Genomic DNA, 17657 nt, shown 5'->3' on the forward strand with positions numbered 1-17657 from the left:
TTTTCATAATAAAAAATAAAATATAGCAACTAATAAATAATAAAGCAATCTTCTTGCCGGGGTAACTTTATTATTATATTGTGACTTTTTTTATATATCTAAATTTACTTATGTTAAGCAATTCTCGATTATTCCTTGCCTGGTTATTTGGGTTTATCAGCGGTTTTGCTATAATGATTAGCGGCAATACTTTGAATTATTGGCTTGCTAAAGAAAATATCGATTTACAAACCATCGGTATACTTTCTTTTATACTCCTTCCTTATTCTATTAATTTTCTATGGGCGCCGATTTTTGATACCGTAAAACTGGGGCGATTAAATAAAATATTAGGTCATCGGTTATCATGGATTTATCTTATCGGGATTCTTTTAGCATTTGCTATATTTATTTTAAGTTTTCTAAATCCTACTAAAAATTTACTATTATTTGCCTTAGTAGCGTTGATCATTTCTTTTTTAAGTTCAGCGCAAGATACTATTTTGAGTGCATTCAGAACGGAAATAATAATAAAAGAAGCTCAAGGAACTGCTTCAGGAATATATATATTCGGTTATCGAATCGGGATGTTATTCTCAGGGTCGGGAGCTATTTATTTATCTAGTTATTTAACATTCAATGAAATATATAAAATTTTTGCCGTATCAATAGTTATTTATTTAATTCCTCTTATTTTCTTTACTAAATATTTTAACGTTATAGCAAATAATATTTCCATTCCTTCAACAAATTATTCTACTGGCGTTGGTAATTTTATATTGAGCATATTAAAACCTATCGGGTCACTTTCTTTTATTACTTTAATAATAATCTTTCTAATCTTATATAGGTTACCCGATAATTTTATTAACGTTATGGTCAACCCGTTTTTAATTCACCTAGGTTATAATAACTTTGAAATAGCTAGCGCCGGCAAATTTCTAGGAGTAATAGGGGCTATAATTGGGGGATTAATAGCAAGTTTTATAATGCAAAAAAAGAATATCTTAGATAGTATATTTCTATTCGGTGTTATTCACTCGCTAGCTCATATTTTGTTTATTGCATTAGAAATATACGGCAAAAATCTTTCCTTATTATTTATTACGATAGCAATAGAAAGTATCACGGGCGGCATGGCAATGACGGCATATATTGCTTTTATTTCTTCTCTTTGTCACGGTAAGTTTAGAGCTACTCAATACTCATTTTTTTCTGCGATGATGGGATTCTCAAGAGCAATCTTCCCGACTATTTCAGGCTATATAGTAGTAAATTTCGGTTGGCAAAATTTCTTTGCTTTTACTACTATTATTACTATTCCTTCCTTATTAGCGGCATTAAAAATAAAAAACCGGTTTTTGAGAAAATAGACCTCTTGCATAACGTAGCTAATAAAGAGGAATTTGAAGGAAACACGAAGCGCAGAACCACAGCGTACACGCAAGTAACGTGAGGATTCGAGCATCGGATTGACGTACAAATTACCTTTAGAAGCAAGTTATGCAAGAGGTCTTAAATAACTTGCGTACTTATATAAGTATATATATATCTAATTACATATGTTTATGGACATTATAAATTATTCGGAGCTTCGTAGTAATCTTGCAAAAATTCTAGATAAGGTAAATGACGATCATACTCCTATAACTATAACTCGGCAAAAGGGAAAGCCTGCAGTAATAATATCTTTAGAGGATTTTAAATCATACGAAGAAACTGCTTATTTAATGGCAAGCCCTAAAAATGCTAAGCGTTTAAACCAATCTATAAGAGAAATAGAATTGTTGCGTGGATAGGTTACAGCATGTTCTATGTCATTCCCGCGCAGGCGGGAATCCAGAAAAATTATAGTCATCCTGAATTTATTTCAGGATCTATTATCTATTACAAAAAGATGCTGAAACAAGTTCAGCATGACAAAAAAAGTCTAGATTCCCGCTTTCGCGGGAATGACATCGAAAATTTGAACCCTACAATAATGCTGCACAAATAATATTCAATTCAATTCACTTAATTCTCCTCTTGCAAATAATTTAATTTGAAAATTAACAAAATCGTAATTAACGTTAGGGTTTGCAGCGGCAAATTTGTTCGCTTTGATTAATAACTCTAGATCGCGTGCTAAATCGGCAAAGAAAAACTGTATTTCCCCGCTTTGCTTCATGCCGAGAATTTCACCGCCGCCACGAAGTTTTAAGTCCTGTTCCGCTATATAAAATCCATCGTTAGTTGACTTCATTATTTCAAATCTTTCGCGTGCTACTTTACTTAATCTTTTTGGATTATATAATAATATACAGTAAGAGAGGATTGATCCCCGCCCTACTCTTCCTCTTAATTGATGAAGCTGGGCTAAACCGAATTGCTCAGCATTTTCTATAACAATTAAAGTGGCTTCCGGTACGTCAATCCCTACTTCGATAACGGTAGTTGCCACTAATAATTTAATTTGCCCTTCTTTAAATTGCCTCATTACCGCATCTTTTTGATCATTTTTCATTTTACCGTGAATAATGCCGGCTATTTTAGGATAGACCAAATCAATCGCAGCGAAACGACTCATCACATCGGTAAGCGGGATAATATTTTCTTCTATTTTAAGCTCTTTATCGTTTTGATCGATTAAAGGACATATCCAGTAAATTCTTTCACCTAGGGTAAGTTTTTTATTTAATACTTCTATTATATTTTCTATTCTACTAGTCGGCATAACATTAGTGGTAATAGCTAGCCGATTTTTGGGCTTGCTAGTCAATTTTGAGATAGCCATATCACCAAAGACCGTCAGCGCAAGGCTTCGAGGGATCGGCGTTGCCGTCATAACTAACACGTCGGGATTTGCGCCTTTATTTATTAGATTCAAACGCTGCTGCACCCCGAACTTATGTTGTTCGTCTATAACGATATAGCCAAGATTTTTAAAACTTACCTTTTCTTGAAATAAAGCATGCGTACCGATTAATATGTCAATCTCACCATTTTCAAGCTGAGACATAACATTTTTTCTGGTAACACCTAATATTTTACCGGTCAAAAGAGCAACTTTTATATCAGTATTTTTTAAAGCTTTAACAAAAAACTCATAATGCTGATTAGCAAGCAAATCTGTTGGCACCATAAGAGTTGCTTGAAACTTTGCTCCTACCGCATTTACGATAGTAAGCAGAGCTACTAAGGTCTTACCCGCTCCGACGTCGCCTTGTAACAGTCTCATCATTTCAAATGAAGAACTTTGATCTTGCTCTATTTCTTCTATAACTTTTTGTTGCCCCTGTGTTAATTTAAATCCTAATTCGTCTAATACGGATTGCTGTATAACTGCAGCTTTGCTAAAACTATTGCCGCGCTTTAACTGAATTTGTTTACGGATATTGTAGAGAGATATTTGATTAGCGATAAGCTCTTTAGCGGCTAATCTTTTTATAGCTTTTTCTATAATATTTGTTTCATTTTCATTTCCGTTTACTTCAGTGTCATCCCCGCGCCCTGTTATGTCATTCCTGCGAAGGCGGGAATCCAGTCCGTCATGCTGAACTTGTTTCAGCATCTCATTAGATTCTGAAGTAAATTTAGGATGACTAGAAGCGTTTTCCGGATTCCCGCCTTCGCGGGAATGACATAATGAAGCGTAGGAATTACATAATGAGGCATCAAAGGAATATTGAAAATGAAGAGTTTTTAAATCCGTCAATAATGATTCTATATATTCTACTATTTCCGTATTAGTTCCTAGCTTTAGCTTAGTGCATTTCTCTTCAAATATATCAATTAACTTTAATATGTAAGAATAAATTTGTTTATTATTAATCCCGAACGTTAAGGGATAAATCGGTTCTATTGCTCCTTCAAATTTAGGATTATAAATAAATTCCGGATGGGAAATTTGCACATAATGATCAAAAAACTGTACCTTACCGCTAATTGTGTGAGTAGTACCGACTTTTAATTTATTAAAAATAAAAGGCGGTAATTTATGAAAAAATACCATTAATAAAGAACCGGTATCATTAGCTGCCGTAATCTTTAACGGTTGATGTTTTTTTATCGGTAAAAATATTTTTTCGATTGTTACCTTAGTTTGAATTAACTGTCCTTCTTTCACCTCGTATAAATTCGGCGAGATTATTTTCACCTGCCATGAAATCGGACGATAAAATAATAAATCCCGCACGGTTATTATACCGAGCCTTTTAAAAGCTTTGATTACATCCTCATTAATGTTAAGCAATGAGCCGACTGAAGCAAATAAAAACTTTTCTATGCTGGTTAACATAATTCTAAAACATCTTCCTATAAATCATATAAGAATATAAGATAATTTTAAAATTATTTCCAGTAGCTTTAGTTAAATACTTGACAACTAAGGTAGCGATCTTTAAATTTGTTTATATTCTGTTAGGTAAGAATTTAAGGAGTAATATCAGAAGATGTCATTCCCGCGTAGGCGGGAATCTAGAAAAATAATAGTCATGCTGAACTTATTTCAGCATCTCTTTTAATATATCCTGAAATAAATTCAGGATGACGTATAGAATGGATTCCCGCTTTCTCGGGAATGACATCGAAAATTCGAGCCATGCAACAAAGCTAATGCCGTGCCGGAATGACATCAGAAATTACGAAAACCTACCACAAACAACTTTTAAATTAATTACAATTTATGAATAAAATTTATCCCTCTTCCGAGTTAGCGCTAGAAGGCTTGCTTTACGACGGTATGACGATTATGGCAGGAGGCTTCGGCCTTTGCGGTATTCCGGAAAATTTGATAAATGCGTTGCTTAAAAGCAAAGTGCAGAATTTAACCGTTATTAGCAATAATTGCGGGGTGGATAATTTCGGTCTTGGGCTGTTACTCCAAACTAGACAGATAAAAAAAATGATTTCCTCGTATGTCGGCGAGAATAAAATTTTTGAACAACAATATTTAGATAAGACATTAGAGCTTGAACTTAACCCGCAAGGAACGCTAGCCGAAAGAATTAGAGCCGGCGGCAACGGTATTCCGGCTTTTTACACCAAAACCGGTATCGGGACAATAGTAGAAGAAAACAAAAAAGTAGGTGAGTTTAACGGTGAAAAATACTTGATGGAAACCGCGCTTTTTGCCGATCTTGCTATTATCAAAGGCTTTAAAGCCGATAAAAGCGGTAACGTAATATATAATAAGACGGCAAGAAATTTTAATCCTATAATGGCAGGAGCCGCTAAAGTCACTGTTTGTGAAGTAGAAGAAATAGTTGAAATAGGCGAACTTGATCCCAATAATATTCATACCCCCAATATTTTCGTACAGAGATTGGTTTTAGGAGAAAAATATGAGAAGCGTATAGAACAATTAACAACTCGATCAAAATAGGGATAAAAATGGCTTGGAGTAAAGAACAAATTTATCAAATAACCGCCGAACTTGAACTTAAAGAAGGCTTATATGTTAATCTCGGAATAGGTATGCCGACCTACGTCGCTAACTATATCTCTAAAGGGGTAAATGTTGTATTTCAAAGCGAAAACGGCATGCTAGGTATGGGACCGTTTCCTTATGCAGGTGAAGAAGATCCTGACTTAATTAATGCCGGCAAACAAACTATTACTGCTTTGCCGGAAAGTAGTTATTTTGATAGCGCGTTTTCATTCGGCATGATTAGAGGCTCTCACGTTGACTTAACTATTTTGGGAGCAATGCAAGTGTCACAAAAAGGCGATATCGCTAATTGGACTATCCCCGGCAAAATGGTAAAAGGCATGGGCGGTGCTATGGATTTGGTGGCTAATACCAAAAGGGTCGTCGTGATAATGGAGCATACGGCAAGAGACGGCGGCATTAAATTACTAAAAGAATGCAGTTTTCCCTTGACGGGGACCAAGGTAGTTAGCAGAGTAATAACCGACCTTGGAATTTTTGATGTTGATAAAGATGAAATGTTACTAACCACAATAGCACCGGAAGTAACGCTCGACGAGATTAAAGCAAAAACCGAAGCAGAATTTAAAGTAGCACTATAAGGGAATTTAAAAAGTGTTTCGGTGTTATGCCGAGGCCCCTCCCACGGCATCCAGTCTTTTTATTAAGGTTTTTCTGGATACCGTGGTCAAGCCCACTACTGTACGAACGTTTAAATAAAGAGGTAAAAATTCTGTCATTCCGTGGCTACGACCACGGAATCCAGCTTATAATATCATAAAAAGATTCTAAAATAAGTCTAATATGGCTTTATTTTCCTGGATGCCGTGATCAAGTCACGGCATGACACAGCCTTTTTTCAACGTTCGTACAGTAGTGGGTCAAGCAACTAGATGACACCGTACTTATAATAACCATAATACGGTAAGTTATTAGCCATGCAACAAGGTATCCAGTTGCTTGCAATGACTATTCCGGTAGCCATGCAACAACACCACTAAAAAGACGCATATCTTAAAACACGAATTTAGGATAAATTCTTATCCTAAATCGGCGTTTAAAGAGTAGGAAAATTCTATCCAACCTCTCTCTAACTATATTTACCGAACATTTCTTTATTTTTTATTTGCCAAAGTGCCGCAAACAACAATCCAACAGTAAACATTTGGAGGAAAAGTATCGCCTCACCAAGCGCAGGAGAGAGTAACGTAATAATAGGTTGAAGTAATACCGGCACGCCACTAGCAAACATCACTAATCTTATACAGGTTTTCATTGGGGATTTAGGACCGAATAAATTAGTTAAAACGTAAACTAATAAAATTATAAAACTTTTTTCAAATAAAAAAGTAACAAACCAAAAAAGAATTATAATCGGCATCCCTATATAAATAAAGACGGTCGGAATGCTAGCTAAACTATCTGCACAATATTTTTTTATTATCTCAGGAGTTAAAGCTTTTTGACTTGGATCAAATATTTTAGAATATTCAATATCGGTAGTTAACTTTTTCTTAGTAGTGGCTTCTACTAAATTTATTATAAGCTTATTTGCGGTTAAAATAATAGGTATCTTACTTTTTTCGTTAAGCGGTAGCTGGTTATTAATATCAATAGCTACTATTTTATTTTTATTTTTGCTATATAAATATAAAGGCTCTTCCTCTTCTAAGGAAATTTTTATACCGTTATATTGAATATCCGGCAGCTGATTTATAATATATTCAATGCTTTCGGTAGCTTTTGATAAATGCTTGCCGTTAAAATAATCTTTCAACGTTACTATATAATTTAATACAAAAATACAATAAATTATTGAAGGGATAAAAGAAACGACAAATAAATATCTAATACCGTATCCTTGGTAATTCCTATAAACATCTTTATAAAAATTTATCGAGCTAACGGATAGCCACCATTGACGGAATAATGTATTTAACCATACTAATATAAATGATACTAAATGCATTTTTAACTAAAATATTTAAACTTAAATTTTATTAACTGTAGATTATACGAATATAGCATAAAGAGGAAGAAAAAAGAACGAAAATATGATAGAGTAATATGTTATAATATATAAAATAATGAAGCTTATTGATTAAGCATTATTTATTTACTAACGCGAATTTAGGATAAGTTTTTATCCTAAATTCGGTTCAAAAGCTGAATAATCAAGGGTAAAGGCGGCTTCACCCTTGATTATAAAATTAATATTTACTGCTAATTATATTTAATTCTAAATATAATTAGCAGGATTATAGGGCAAAATGATAGCGCTAAGCCGCCTTAAGCTATCATTTTTCCTTATTTCTATCAGTATTAGGATAAGATTTTTTAAAAAATCTTATCCTAAACCGGCGTTACTAATATCTATTTTTTTATGAATAATCTTATGCTCGAACAATTTAATATTATAATTCCTGAATTATCACTTACGCTAATAGCACTTTTTACGCAAATATTTGCAATATTTTTTAGCAGTAAAAATAAAATTATTGTTAATCTCACTATTTTACTATCGATAATATTAGTTTTTGTGACCCTAAAAATTTCTGCTCAAGAAGCTACGGCATTTAACGATTCCTTCGTTACTAACTCGGTTACGGGTAGCTATAAAGCTATAGTCTTAATATTTACGATAATGACTATGATAATTTACCGCGATTACTGTGCTACTAGCCCCGAAGAATTAAAAAATGAATTCTTTACCTTAGTGTTATTATCAACTGCAGGAATTTTTGTTGCAATCTCGGCACGGAATTTTTTGCTATTATTTTGTGCTATGGAGTTGCCGGCTTTAATAGCTTATGTTCTCGCCGGCTTTAAATTAAACGATATTAAATCATCGGAAGGGGCGCTTAAATATTTTATTTTAGGAAGCTTAGTTAGCTGTTTATCGTTATTCGGTATTTCTTTTATATACGGCTTCGGCGGAAGTTTAGAGTTTAGCGATATTTTATATAAATTAAATACTTCTAATGCAAATATCGGTTTAGTAGTCGGAATTGTACTTTTCTTAAGCAGTTTATTCTTTAAACTCTCTAGCGTTCCTATGCATTCATGGGTACCGGAGGTATATGAAGGCTCACCCGTAAGCTCGGTTACTTATTTTGCTACCGCTTCAAAAATCGGCATGGTTGCAATCTTGTTAAATATAATGAACTTAGTGGTCGGTGATTATCACCCTATTAGCATTAATTTAATAAAAATAATTGCCGTATTATCAATGATTTTCGGAGCTTTGGGAGCGATTAGGCAAACATCTTTAAAAAGATTAATGGCCTATAGTACTATTTTAAATATCGGCTATGTGTTGGTCGGGGTAGCCTTGCATAACTCAGAAGGAAATTTTGCCGCTATGCTTTATATGCTGATATATGCCACCGGTACGATAGGGTTTTTTGCATGTTTAATAGCACTGCTCGGGAGTGAAGCAGATAAAGCAACTTTTGACAGTATACAAGGAATATCGGCAAACCGCAAAGCAATAGCAGGTGCCATAACGATTATTATGTTTTCCATGATAGGCATCCCGCCGTTAGCCGGCTTTTTAGGAAAATATTATCTTTTTTATCAAGCAATTAATAAAGGGGAATATTTATTAGCTTTTGTTGGTATTTTTACTAGTATTATCGCCGCTTATTATTATCTCAAAATTATTAAAACCATGTATTTTGTCGAAAATATTGAGCTAATCGAGAAAAAAATACCGACGCAATATGGATTATTATTAATTAATTCCATTGTTATAGGTTTTTTACTTTTTGCCTCTTTTTTTATTAAATTTTGAAATAAAGCTTGCTATTATAGGCTTATAGTTTAAAGAAAAAGCCTATTTGATATCATTCCCGCGAAAGCGGGAATCCAGAAAAAAGTATAAAAGTCATCTTGAATTTATTTCAGGATCTACTAAAAAAGATGCGAAAAACTTGTTCAGCATGACAAGAAAAAGTCTGGGTTCCCGCCTTCGCGGGAATGACACACGGCACTTTTATCAAGCCACGCAACAACGCTCGTTCGCAATGACGGGGTTTTTGTGTTAATTTCCGATCCACGCAATATGCCGCCACGGTATTACAACATATACTTAACATATGAATAACTATAAATTACTAATCTTCGATGAAATAGACAGTACCAACCTAGAGGCTATTAGAATCGCAAAAACTAATCCTTCTTTAAATTATGCTATACTTGCAAAAACTCAAACGCAAGGACGCACTCGGAAAGGTAAAAAATGGCAATCCCTGCTCGGCAATTTACATACCAGTTTATTATTAAAGCCAAATAAAGAACTAACTCTTTTTCCGCAATTATCGTTTGTAACCGGGCTTGCCGTCTATGAGACTATAGAGTCTCTTATTTTTCAGTGTCATTCCCGTGAAAACGGGAATCCAGGAAAGGCTTCTGGTCATCCTGAATTTATTTCAGGATCTATTAACAATAAGATGCTGAAACAAGTTCAGCATGACGAACCGGATTCCTGCCTTTGCGGGAATGACATAAAAGAGCGCAAGAATGACATTGGAGAAGAAAATAACATTAAAAATATTAAACTTAAATGGCCGAATGATATCCTGATCAACGATAAAAAAATTTCCGGTATACTTCTTGAATCTCTTACCGTGGCAAATAATAACTATCTTATTGTCGGAGTCGGAATTAATATAGTCCGTAATCCATTAAACATAGATCAATTAACCACTAGTTTATCTGCCGAAAATATGGAGATTCACCGGCCGGAAGCTTTACTTGATATTTTTATAGTAAATTTTGAAAAATATTATCAAATTTGGGAACAAAAAGGATTTATTGAGATTAGAAAAATATGGCTTGAAAAGGCTTATAAACTAAATGAATCAGTTACGATTAACGACGGAAATAACACTATTACCGGTATATTTAAAGGCATCGACGAAGTCGGCAGAATAATTATACAACTCCCTACAAAAAAAATATCTTCTTTTACAGCGGGCGAGCTTTCTTTTTAAGTAAATAATATTAGATTTAATTCTTAAGTTAAAATTAGAGGTTAGTTATGGGTAAAAGCTATTGGCGTGAGTTTAAAAAATCCGTGCAAGATTTTTATGCTCCGTTGAATAAGGAAGAATTATATAACAAAGGTTTAGAGTTATATAACAAACCTAAAAGTGATGATGACTATATAAAGGCCCTGCAATATTTACAATCTGCTATGATTTTGGGGTATAACAAGGCTTGTGAAAAAGCAGCAGAATTTTGTACGAAAGATCCTCTAAATATAAATAATAAAAAGCTAGGGACCTTATTAAATAACATTTTCATAAATCGCATGGAAGGTCCTCCGTATGATAAAATGACGTTTAGGATATCCACGCGGGCATTGCCAACTGCCGCTAGAAATGACATCAAAACCCCGAACGGCTACCTCTCCTCCCTCAACGCTTGAAAAATTATTTGTGCTAAGGGGGTACTGATGCCTTTTACTTTTGATAGTTCGGCAATACTAGCCTCACATATTGCTTTGTATGAACCGAAATAATGTAGTAATGCTTTTTTGCGCGTTTCTCCGATATTTTCTATTTGATCAAGACTAGAGATTTTTATAGCTCTTGACCTACTGAGCCTATGGTTTTTTATAGCGAAATTATGCGCCTCATCACGCAGAATTTGTAAATATTTCATCAGCGGCTGATTCTTATCTATGGTAAAAATCTCTCTATTTACCATATGAAACTGCTCAAGACCGGCATTTCTATCTGGACCTTTTGACATACAAACAAACGGCAAGTTTATATCTAATTTATTCATTACCTCTTTCACTACACTTAAATGTCCTTTCCCGCCGTCGATAATCATTAAGCTTGGGGTTTTATGCGGCTCTTGCTTTAGCCTTGTAAGCCTTCTTGTTAACACCTGCCTTAACATCTCAAAATCATCGCCTATAGTATTATCAACATTAAAAATTCTATATTCTTTCTTATCGAAACCGGATTTACCGACGACAATCATCGCCCCTACTGCAAACTTGCCCATAATATGGCTATTATCATATACCTCAATACGTTCAGGTAATTCCGGCAGATCAAATAAATCTTTGATTTCTGCCATAACTATTTGATTTTTAGCAAATCTTTTTAAATACTGATCTAAAGATAAAGCCGCATTTGCTTCAGCATTTTCTACTAATTTGGCTTTACCGCCGCTAACGGGTACAGTAATATTAAGCTTGCTTATATCATTAAATTTTTTTATAGCTTCTATTATATTCTCTTTATTATTTATAGAACAATTGAGAATAATTTCCGGTGGGGCCTGTTGTTTTTGATAGAATTGAGTTAAAAAATATTCTAAAACTTCTTCTTTGCTACTATTCTCCGTATGAATCGGAAAATAAGGAATATTACCGCACGCTTGACCGATACGGTAGAGGAACACCTCTACGCAATAATGACCGTTTTTTTCTATAATAGCAATCACATCGGCATCTTTAACGGCGTTAAATATACCGGCTTTCAGCTGCACGTAACTTAAAGCTTTAATACGATCCCTAATTTCCGCTGCTTCTTCAAAACGCATTTGCCGGCTTAATTCTTCCATTTTGCTAGATAAATTTTCTTGCAGCTCTTTAGTGCGACCTTGCAAAAAATCTTTCACTTGCGTTACTAGCTCGGCATAATGTTCTTTATTAATTTTCCCAACGCAAGGAGCATAACAACGCTTAATTTCATATTGTAAGCATGGGCGTTTACGAGTATTAAAATAATTATCGGTGCAGGAACGTAACTTAAAAATTTTTTGTAATTCTTTTAAGGTAGTAATTACATGAGCAGGAGAAGCAAAAGGACCGAAAAATTTACCGTTTGTTAAATTTCTCCCTCTAAATTTCAGTAATTGAGGATAATCGTGATCTAAACGTAATTTGATAAAAGGAAATGATTTATCGTCTTTTAGTAATATATTAAATTTCGGTTGGAATTTTTTAATTAACTGTGCTTCTAAAAGCAGAGCCTCCACCTCGGAATTTGTAACACTATATTCCAAAAAATGAGTAGCCGCTACCATCCGAATGGTTTTGGTATCTAAGTCAGTTTTAATATAATTAGTAAGACGTTTTTTTAGGTTTTTAGCTTTACCGACATAAATAATTTGTTTGCTAATATCAAACATGCGGTAAACCCCCGCACTCGCCGGAGCATCTTCAAGACGAGATTTTATTAACCTACTTCCTATAAGTTGCTTTAATTCTGAAGCCATGTTATTGCTTTTCTTTCCATTGATGTTTACCCACACGGCATTACCCGCGTGGATCAAAAATTGTCTCAAAAAAGTATAGCTTCGCTTATTAGAGTCTATAAAGTCCGTCATTGCGAGCAACTGGAGGTGTTGCTGCATGGCTCTAAAAAAGTGTTATATGTCATTCCCGTGAAAAGGGGAATCTAGAAAAAATCTTTTAAGTCATCCTGAATTTATTTCAGGATCTGTTGAATTAGATGCTGAAACAAGTTCAGCATGACATAAGCTAAGACTGGATTCCCGCCTTTAGCTAGAATGACATCGAAAATTCGATCCACGCAACAATGCCTGCAAAAGCGGGAATAACATTGTGACGCTTCTACCGCTTCATGCAAATATATCTAACCCAAATATTTAGCATTCTCTTCTTTTACTAACTGTACTAATTGCTCTATAGTCAAAACTTCCTGCGCTTCTATGCCAAGCTTTCTGATTGTTACAGTGTTATTTTCCATTTCTTGTTTACCTATTACGGCGATTAACGGCACTTTTTGATTAGAAAATTCTCGAATCTTATAGTTAATCTTATCAGGCGAAATATTAATATCAGCTCTTATATTACGGTTAATTAAAGTTTTTTGCACTTCAAGAGCATAATCGTTTAAATCACTAGTAATGGTGGCAATTGCTACCTGAACAGGCGCAAGCCAGAGCGGAAAACGACCGGCATATTCCTCGATTAAAATCCCGATAAATCGCTCAAAAGTACCGATAATAGCTCGATGAAGCATAACGGGTCTTTTTTTCTCACCGCTTGCCGCGATATAATTAGCGTCTAAACGCTCAGGCATGACAAAATCAACCTGAAGCGTACCGCATTGCCATTCGCGTCCTATTGCATCAGTTAAAACAAATTCAAGCTTCGGACCGTAAAATGCTCCGTCTCCGGGATTTAGAGTATAAGAATAACCCGCCTCCTCTACCGCTTCTTTTAAAGCATTTTCCGCTTTGTCCCAAACTTCATCGCTGCCGGCTCGAATTAAAGGACGATCCGAAAATTTAATTTTAAAGTTAGTAAAACCGAAATCTTTATATATCTCTGTCAGTAACTTACAAAAACTTACTGTTTCACTAGTAACTTGTTCCTCGGTACAAAAAATATGAGCATCATCCTGGGCAAAGCTTCTAACTCTCATAAGACCGTGCAATGCGCCCGATGCTTCATTTCTATGACATAAGCCGAACTCGGACATACGCAAAGGCAAATCGCGGTAGCTTTTAATGCCTTGCTTAAAAATTTGCACATGGCAAGGGCAATTCATCGGCTTTAAAGCTAAAATTTTATCTTCCGTCTCTAGAGCGAACATATCTTCTCTAAACTTCTCCCAATGTCCTGACGCTTCCCATAGGCTTTTATCGACTAAAACCGGAGTTTTAACCTCTGTGTAGCCGACTTTTTTAATCTTTCTTCTGATATATTGCTCAATAATATTATAAATACTGTAGCCTTTATCATGCCAGAATACCATCCCTTGAGCTTCCTCTTGGAAATGGAATAAATCGAGCTCCTTCCCTAGCTTTCGGTGATCACGTTTTTCTGCTTCTTCCAGCATATAAAGATAGCTATCTAACTGTTCTTTCGTCGCCCATGCCGTGCCGTAAATACGCTGCAACATAGGGTTACGGCTATCACCTCGCCAATAAGCTCCTGCTACCTTCATTAACTTAAAATGCTTGACAAAGCCCGTTGAAGGAGCATGCGGACCACGACAAAGATCAATAAAATTACCTTGTCTGTAAAGGGTTATAGGCTCATCGCTTGGAATCGAGGCAATAATTTCTGCTTTATAATGCTCACCTATTGACTTAAAAAACTCTACAGCCTTATCACGATCCCATAACTCTCTAGTAATCTGTTCGTTTCTTTTGACAATTTCCTGCATTTTAGCTTCTATTTTTACCAAATCTTCCGTGGTAAACGGCTTATCTCTAGCAAAATCGTAATAAAAACCGTTCTCTATGGCAGGACCGATAGTTACTTCGGTTTCCGGAAATAATTCTTTCACCGCTTCGGCTGTTAAATGTGCTGCATCATGCCTTATTATCTCAAGGCATTCAGTATCCTTAGCGGTTAAAATTCTTAATTTACAGTTAGTATTGATTATAGTGCTTAAATCTTTTAGCTCATTGTCTATTTCTACAATTATTGCTTGTTTTGCTAAAGAAGTAGAAATTTTATTTGCTATTTCAAAAGCACTGATATTTTTTGCAAATTGCTTAGAATTCCCATCGGGAAAGGTAATATTAATCATTATTTTATAATTTATGTTATCTTAAAATTTATGTCTCATCGCCACTTATTCAAAGCATTGTTGCATGGATAGGTTAAAGCATGTTCTATGTCATTCCCGTGAAAACGGGAATCCATTACCCGTCATTGCGAGGAGGGACGTAGTCCAGACGTGGCAATCTAGGAAAAAAAATAGCAAAAAATGCTATGAGATTTATTATTTTCTGGATTGCCACGCTCCTTAACAGTCGCTCGCAATGACGAGTATGAGTATATTTTTCTGGATTCCTCACCTAAAGCAGGAATGACATACTATTGCTTTTATCGAGCCATGCACTGCCCTTATCCAACGATTTCATGGATTATAATATAATTTATATTTATTTAAAAGGATTAAGATAAGTAATTTAAAACTCGTTCTTACAGCATTAAAAAAAAGAGCTACTCCTCCAAATGCAAGATTTTTTTCTACTGCTTATTCATACGGCTGAAAGAGAAAGTACTGTGTTATCAATGGCATGGGAGAATATTGATTGGCGAAATAAAATATGGAATATACCGGGTACTAAAAAAGAAAAATCACGTTCTTTATCTCTTACGGATGAGGCAATTGAAATATTGTATAGAAGAAAGCAAAAAAGTAAAAACCCGTGGGTATTTCCAAGCCTTAAGAGTGAAACCGGTCATTTGGTGCAACCGCAGCCAGCGTGGGATAGAATTGTTGAAAAAGCAAGACTTAAAGGTTTAACAATAGATGATTTACGTAAAACAATGGAAAAATTGATAGAACAATTAAGAGCATCAATCAAAATACTTTAAATAAATACATATCAAAATTAAAAACTACAAGATTAACCTTTGATATTATAAAATATTTAAAGCTGACTATAATTATCTATAAATTATTTTTGTTAACATGAAGATTTGATAAGAGAAATAGAAGCACATCACAAGACAGACGTTGGAGTTTTACAAAAACGTTGATTTCCTTGATTGGATTAGCTTCTAACGCCTTTGACGCGTTTAAAGATTTGAAGAATTTTTTTATAATAAATATATAAACGATGCAGGATACGGAAAGTATCCAAAAAATGAGGCATTTTTTAGATAAATTCCCGTCGCTTGCAATTTGTTCAAGTTCCAGCCTGCGGCTCGCTCTCGTTGGAAGATGAAAAAATAAAGCCGCAAAAATGGGTATTCTGCCAAGTGATAGGTAAAGCTGCCCATATCTTACAGACTGTTCCGGTTTATCGGCGGGGATTTGTGCTTAGCACACCATATTCTAAACCTAAAATTTTTATTTTACTTCCCGGCAAATTCTATATATTCTAAATAGTAATTAACAGGTTTAAGTAGCGTTGTTGCGTGGCTCGGAAATTAATAAAAAACTCGTCATTGCGAAGCCACGAAGTGGCTGCGGCAATCCAGAAAAACATAGTCATCCTGAATTTATTTCAGTATCTATTAAAAAAAGATGCGCAAAACTTGTTCAGCATGACAAGGACTAGATTGCCGCGCCGGCATAAATGCCTCCCCGCAATGACGATTCTGGTAGCCATGCAATAACGTCGGTTTAAGTAAAATATGACAGAATTAATAAAAGAAAAAAATCCTATTTCAAATAATTTAGCATTATTTTTGTGTTTACTATTAGGCGCTATCAACTTTTGGTTATTGTATCCGGGTGGATTTACGCCCGATACGTGGGACCAATATAATCAAGCTATAGCAGCTAACTATATTTATCATCACCCACCTTTTATGGCATTTTGTTGGCATTTCATGATGAAATTATGGAATAACCCCGGCACTATGCTTTTATGGCATTTAGCGCTTTTATGGGGAGCTGTTTATAATTTTTATAGAACATTTAATCATCTAATTAGTAAGTTCAAGTTTTTATATTTTATTATCCCATTTTTACCTTGGGTATTATCTTATTCAATAGCAATATGGAAAGACATATCATTTGTATATAGTTATATATATGTTGCTTCTTTGTTAACATACATTACTGTTACTGAAAAAAAAACAAATATTTTCCGGCTTGGATTAATTTCGGTAATTTTATTTTATGGAACTGCAGTAAAGTTTCAAGCACGGTTTATATTGCCTGTTATGGCTTTATGGATTAGCTTAATCATTATAAAAAGCGATAGCGTTATAAAAAAAATTATAACCGCTACAGTCATTTTTACCGTTATATTTTCTCTTCAGGAAAGTATAAATAACTATTTGATTACTGATAAAAAAACCGGTAATAGACACTCATGGCAAATGGTAAAGCTATATGATTTAGCAGGTATATCATATTATCAGGATCAATTACTCTTTCCTCAATATATTATGGATAATCCGAATTTAACTTTAGAAAAAATTAAGGAATCATATAATAACTATTCTATAAACAGTTTATGGTTTCGTGAAGATAAAATATTAAATGATACTACCGATTCAGTTCTACTTAATGAGCTTTGGCAATTTTGGTTTAAAACTGTATTAAAATATCCAAAGTCGTACTTAAAACATAGGCTTTTGTTATGGAAGAATATAGTAAATGCAGAAAATTCTGCTCCTTCCAATGCTATTGGACAACTTGCACCGGAAGGGTACAACGAAGAAAGCAGGCAAACTGCCTTTACTTTAAAATATATTAGCAAGGGACAGTTTTTAACAAAAGCACAATACTATATCTGGTTTATACCTTTATATATTGCGTGGTGCGACACGATGGCACTAAAATAAAGTCTGCAAATATATTGC

At 34.5% G+C, this 17657-nt stretch carries 19 protein-coding genes and 1 pseudogene; 15 read left to right on the forward strand and 5 right to left on the reverse strand.

Annotation, left to right across the window (positions count from 1 at the left end):
- The first annotated feature begins 110 nt into the window (after positions 1-110).
- The 4 genes and pseudogenes from AAHM91_RS06555 to AAHM91_RS06570 all read left to right on the forward strand — a co-directional run bounded on the left by AAHM91_RS06555 (position 111) and on the right by AAHM91_RS06570 (position 1975).
- Positions 111-1352 (forward strand): AmpG family muropeptide MFS transporter, encoded by a 1242-nt coding sequence (locus AAHM91_RS06555; RefSeq protein ID WP_342270259.1) that lies wholly within the window; start codon positions 111-113, stop codon positions 1350-1352.
- A pseudogene (locus AAHM91_RS06560) lies at positions 1310-1496 on the forward strand (palindromic element RPE1 domain-containing protein); the annotation flags it as partial. The gene AAHM91_RS06555 and the pseudogene AAHM91_RS06560, both read left to right, overlap by 43 nt.
- Positions 1497-1541: 45 nt before the next feature.
- Positions 1542-1778, forward strand: a complete 237-nt coding sequence (locus tag AAHM91_RS06565; RefSeq protein WP_341793978.1) for a type II toxin-antitoxin system Phd/YefM family antitoxin — start codon at positions 1542-1544, stop codon at positions 1776-1778.
- A gap of 8 nt (positions 1779-1786) precedes the next feature.
- Positions 1787-1975: a hypothetical protein gene (locus AAHM91_RS06570; RefSeq protein WP_341793977.1), complete on the forward strand. Its 189-nt coding sequence runs from the start codon at positions 1787-1789 to the stop codon at positions 1973-1975.
- Between the two features lie 3 nt (positions 1976-1978).
- On the opposite strand, the gene AAHM91_RS06575 is transcribed toward AAHM91_RS06570, so the two are convergent.
- Positions 1979-4255 carry an ATP-dependent DNA helicase RecG gene (locus AAHM91_RS06575; RefSeq protein ID WP_342270260.1) on the reverse strand — a complete coding sequence of 759 codons (2277 nt, stop codon included), beginning with the start codon at positions 4253-4255 and terminating at the stop codon, positions 1979-1981.
- 387 nt (positions 4256-4642) lie between these two features.
- Between AAHM91_RS06575 and AAHM91_RS06580 the strand changes: the two genes are divergently transcribed.
- From AAHM91_RS06580 to AAHM91_RS06590, 3 genes are read left to right on the forward strand one after another with little or no spacing between them, the layout of a single operon-like run.
- The gene (locus AAHM91_RS06580) at positions 4643-5341 is read left to right on the forward strand and encodes a CoA transferase subunit A (RefSeq protein ID WP_253307794.1); all 699 of its coding nucleotides are present in this window, start codon (positions 4643-4645) and stop codon (positions 5339-5341) included.
- 8 nt (positions 5342-5349) lie between these two features.
- Positions 5350-5988 (forward strand): 3-oxoacid CoA-transferase subunit B, encoded by a 639-nt coding sequence (locus AAHM91_RS06585; RefSeq protein WP_342270261.1) that lies wholly within the window; start codon positions 5350-5352, stop codon positions 5986-5988.
- Between the two features lie 26 nt (positions 5989-6014).
- Positions 6015-6167 carry a hypothetical protein gene (locus AAHM91_RS06590; RefSeq protein WP_342270262.1) on the forward strand — a complete coding sequence of 51 codons (153 nt, stop codon included), beginning with the start codon at positions 6015-6017 and terminating at the stop codon, positions 6165-6167.
- A gap of 309 nt (positions 6168-6476) precedes the next feature.
- Here AAHM91_RS06590 and AAHM91_RS06595 read toward each other — a convergent pair whose 3' ends face one another.
- The gene (locus tag AAHM91_RS06595) at positions 6477-7355 is read right to left on the reverse strand and encodes a DUF1189 family protein (protein ID WP_342270263.1); all 879 of its coding nucleotides are present in this window, start codon (positions 7353-7355) and stop codon (positions 6477-6479) included.
- Positions 7356-7781: 426 nt separating this feature from the next.
- Between AAHM91_RS06595 and nuoN the strand changes: the two genes are divergently transcribed.
- Positions 7782-9179 (forward strand): NADH-quinone oxidoreductase subunit NuoN, encoded by a 1398-nt coding sequence (nuoN, locus tag AAHM91_RS06600; protein WP_342270264.1) that lies wholly within the window; start codon positions 7782-7784, stop codon positions 9177-9179.
- Positions 9180-9288: 109 nt separating this feature from the next.
- On the opposite strand, the gene AAHM91_RS06605 is transcribed toward nuoN, so the two are convergent.
- A complete protein-coding gene (locus AAHM91_RS06605) occupies positions 9289-9444 on the reverse strand; it encodes a hypothetical protein (RefSeq protein ID WP_342270265.1) in 156 nt (51 codons plus the stop codon).
- Between the two features lie 39 nt (positions 9445-9483).
- Here AAHM91_RS06605 and AAHM91_RS06610 point away from each other — a divergent pair, with 39 nt between their 5' ends.
- The gene (locus tag AAHM91_RS06610; protein ID WP_342270266.1) at positions 9484-10380 is read left to right on the forward strand and encodes a biotin--[acetyl-CoA-carboxylase] ligase; all 897 of its coding nucleotides are present in this window, start codon (positions 9484-9486) and stop codon (positions 10378-10380) included.
- Positions 10381-10427: 47 nt separating this feature from the next.
- Entirely contained in the window at positions 10428-10817 is a 390-nt protein-coding gene (locus AAHM91_RS06615) for a hypothetical protein (protein ID WP_342270267.1), read from the forward strand.
- On the opposite strand, the gene uvrC is transcribed toward AAHM91_RS06615, so the two are convergent.
- Entirely contained in the window at positions 10793-12625 is a 1833-nt protein-coding gene (gene uvrC / locus AAHM91_RS06620) for an excinuclease ABC subunit UvrC (RefSeq protein ID WP_342270268.1), read from the reverse strand. The genes AAHM91_RS06615 and uvrC overlap by 25 nt on opposite strands.
- Positions 12626-12685: 60 nt before the next feature.
- Here uvrC and AAHM91_RS06625 point away from each other — a divergent pair, with 60 nt between their 5' ends.
- Positions 12686-12811: a hypothetical protein gene (locus tag AAHM91_RS06625; RefSeq protein ID WP_342270269.1), complete on the forward strand. Its 126-nt coding sequence runs from the start codon at positions 12686-12688 to the stop codon at positions 12809-12811.
- A 194-nt stretch (positions 12812-13005) separates the two neighbouring features.
- Here AAHM91_RS06625 and thrS read toward each other — a convergent pair whose 3' ends face one another.
- On the reverse strand, positions 13006-14916 hold the full coding sequence (gene thrS, locus AAHM91_RS06630; RefSeq protein ID WP_342270270.1) for a threonine--tRNA ligase: 1911 nt from the start codon (positions 14914-14916) through the stop codon (positions 13006-13008).
- Between the two features lie 64 nt (positions 14917-14980).
- On the opposite strand from thrS, the gene AAHM91_RS06635 reads away from it, so the two are divergent.
- From AAHM91_RS06635 to AAHM91_RS06650, 4 genes are all read left to right on the forward strand, one after another.
- Positions 14981-15139, forward strand: a complete 159-nt coding sequence (locus AAHM91_RS06635; RefSeq protein ID WP_342270271.1) for a hypothetical protein — start codon at positions 14981-14983, stop codon at positions 15137-15139.
- A 208-nt stretch (positions 15140-15347) separates the two neighbouring features.
- Positions 15348-15713: a tyrosine-type recombinase/integrase gene (locus AAHM91_RS06640; protein WP_342270272.1), complete on the forward strand. Its 366-nt coding sequence runs from the start codon at positions 15348-15350 to the stop codon at positions 15711-15713.
- A gap of 546 nt (positions 15714-16259) precedes the next feature.
- Positions 16260-16460 carry a hypothetical protein gene (locus tag AAHM91_RS06645; RefSeq protein WP_342270273.1) on the forward strand — a complete coding sequence of 67 codons (201 nt, stop codon included), beginning with the start codon at positions 16260-16262 and terminating at the stop codon, positions 16458-16460.
- Between the two features lie 18 nt (positions 16461-16478).
- A complete protein-coding gene (locus tag AAHM91_RS06650) occupies positions 16479-17639 on the forward strand; it encodes a hypothetical protein (RefSeq protein ID WP_342270274.1) in 1161 nt (386 codons plus the stop codon).
- Positions 17640-17657: the final 18 nt, after the last annotated feature.

This window comes from Rickettsia endosymbiont of Orchestes rusci (assembly GCF_964030945.1).
In the GTDB taxonomy this organism is placed as follows: domain Bacteria; phylum Pseudomonadota; class Alphaproteobacteria; order Rickettsiales; family Rickettsiaceae; genus Rickettsia.

Coding starts and splice junctions, on each gene's coding strand:
- AAHM91_RS06565 (WP_341793978.1), top strand. CDS start 1,542: ATGTTTATGGACATTATAAATTATTCGGAGCTTCGTAGTAATCTTGCA.
- uvrC (WP_342270268.1), bottom strand. CDS start 12,625: ATGGCTTCAGAATTAAAGCAACTTATAGGAAGTAGGTTAATAAAATCT.
- AAHM91_RS06615 (WP_342270267.1), top strand. CDS start 10,428: ATGGGTAAAAGCTATTGGCGTGAGTTTAAAAAATCCGTGCAAGATTTT.
- AAHM91_RS06610 (WP_342270266.1), top strand. CDS start 9,484: ATGAATAACTATAAATTACTAATCTTCGATGAAATAGACAGTACCAAC.
- nuoN (WP_342270264.1), top strand. CDS start 7,782: ATGCTCGAACAATTTAATATTATAATTCCTGAATTATCACTTACGCTA.
- AAHM91_RS06650 (WP_342270274.1), top strand. CDS start 16,479: ATGACAGAATTAATAAAAGAAAAAAATCCTATTTCAAATAATTTAGCA.
- AAHM91_RS06585 (WP_342270261.1), top strand. CDS start 5,350: ATGGCTTGGAGTAAAGAACAAATTTATCAAATAACCGCCGAACTTGAA.
- AAHM91_RS06640 (WP_342270272.1), top strand. CDS start 15,348: ATGCAAGATTTTTTTCTACTGCTTATTCATACGGCTGAAAGAGAAAGT.
- AAHM91_RS06575 (WP_342270260.1), bottom strand. CDS start 4,255: ATGTTAACCAGCATAGAAAAGTTTTTATTTGCTTCAGTCGGCTCATTG.
- AAHM91_RS06580 (WP_253307794.1), top strand. CDS start 4,643: ATGAATAAAATTTATCCCTCTTCCGAGTTAGCGCTAGAAGGCTTGCTT.
- thrS (WP_342270270.1), bottom strand. CDS start 14,916: ATGATTAATATTACCTTTCCCGATGGGAATTCTAAGCAATTTGCAAAA.
- AAHM91_RS06590 (WP_342270262.1), top strand. CDS start 6,015: ATGCCGAGGCCCCTCCCACGGCATCCAGTCTTTTTATTAAGGTTTTTC.
- AAHM91_RS06595 (WP_342270263.1), bottom strand. CDS start 7,355: ATGCATTTAGTATCATTTATATTAGTATGGTTAAATACATTATTCCGT.
- AAHM91_RS06635 (WP_342270271.1), top strand. CDS start 14,981: ATGGATAGGTTAAAGCATGTTCTATGTCATTCCCGTGAAAACGGGAAT.
- AAHM91_RS06570 (WP_341793977.1), top strand. CDS start 1,787: ATGTTCTATGTCATTCCCGCGCAGGCGGGAATCCAGAAAAATTATAGT.
- AAHM91_RS06555 (WP_342270259.1), top strand. CDS start 111: ATGTTAAGCAATTCTCGATTATTCCTTGCCTGGTTATTTGGGTTTATC.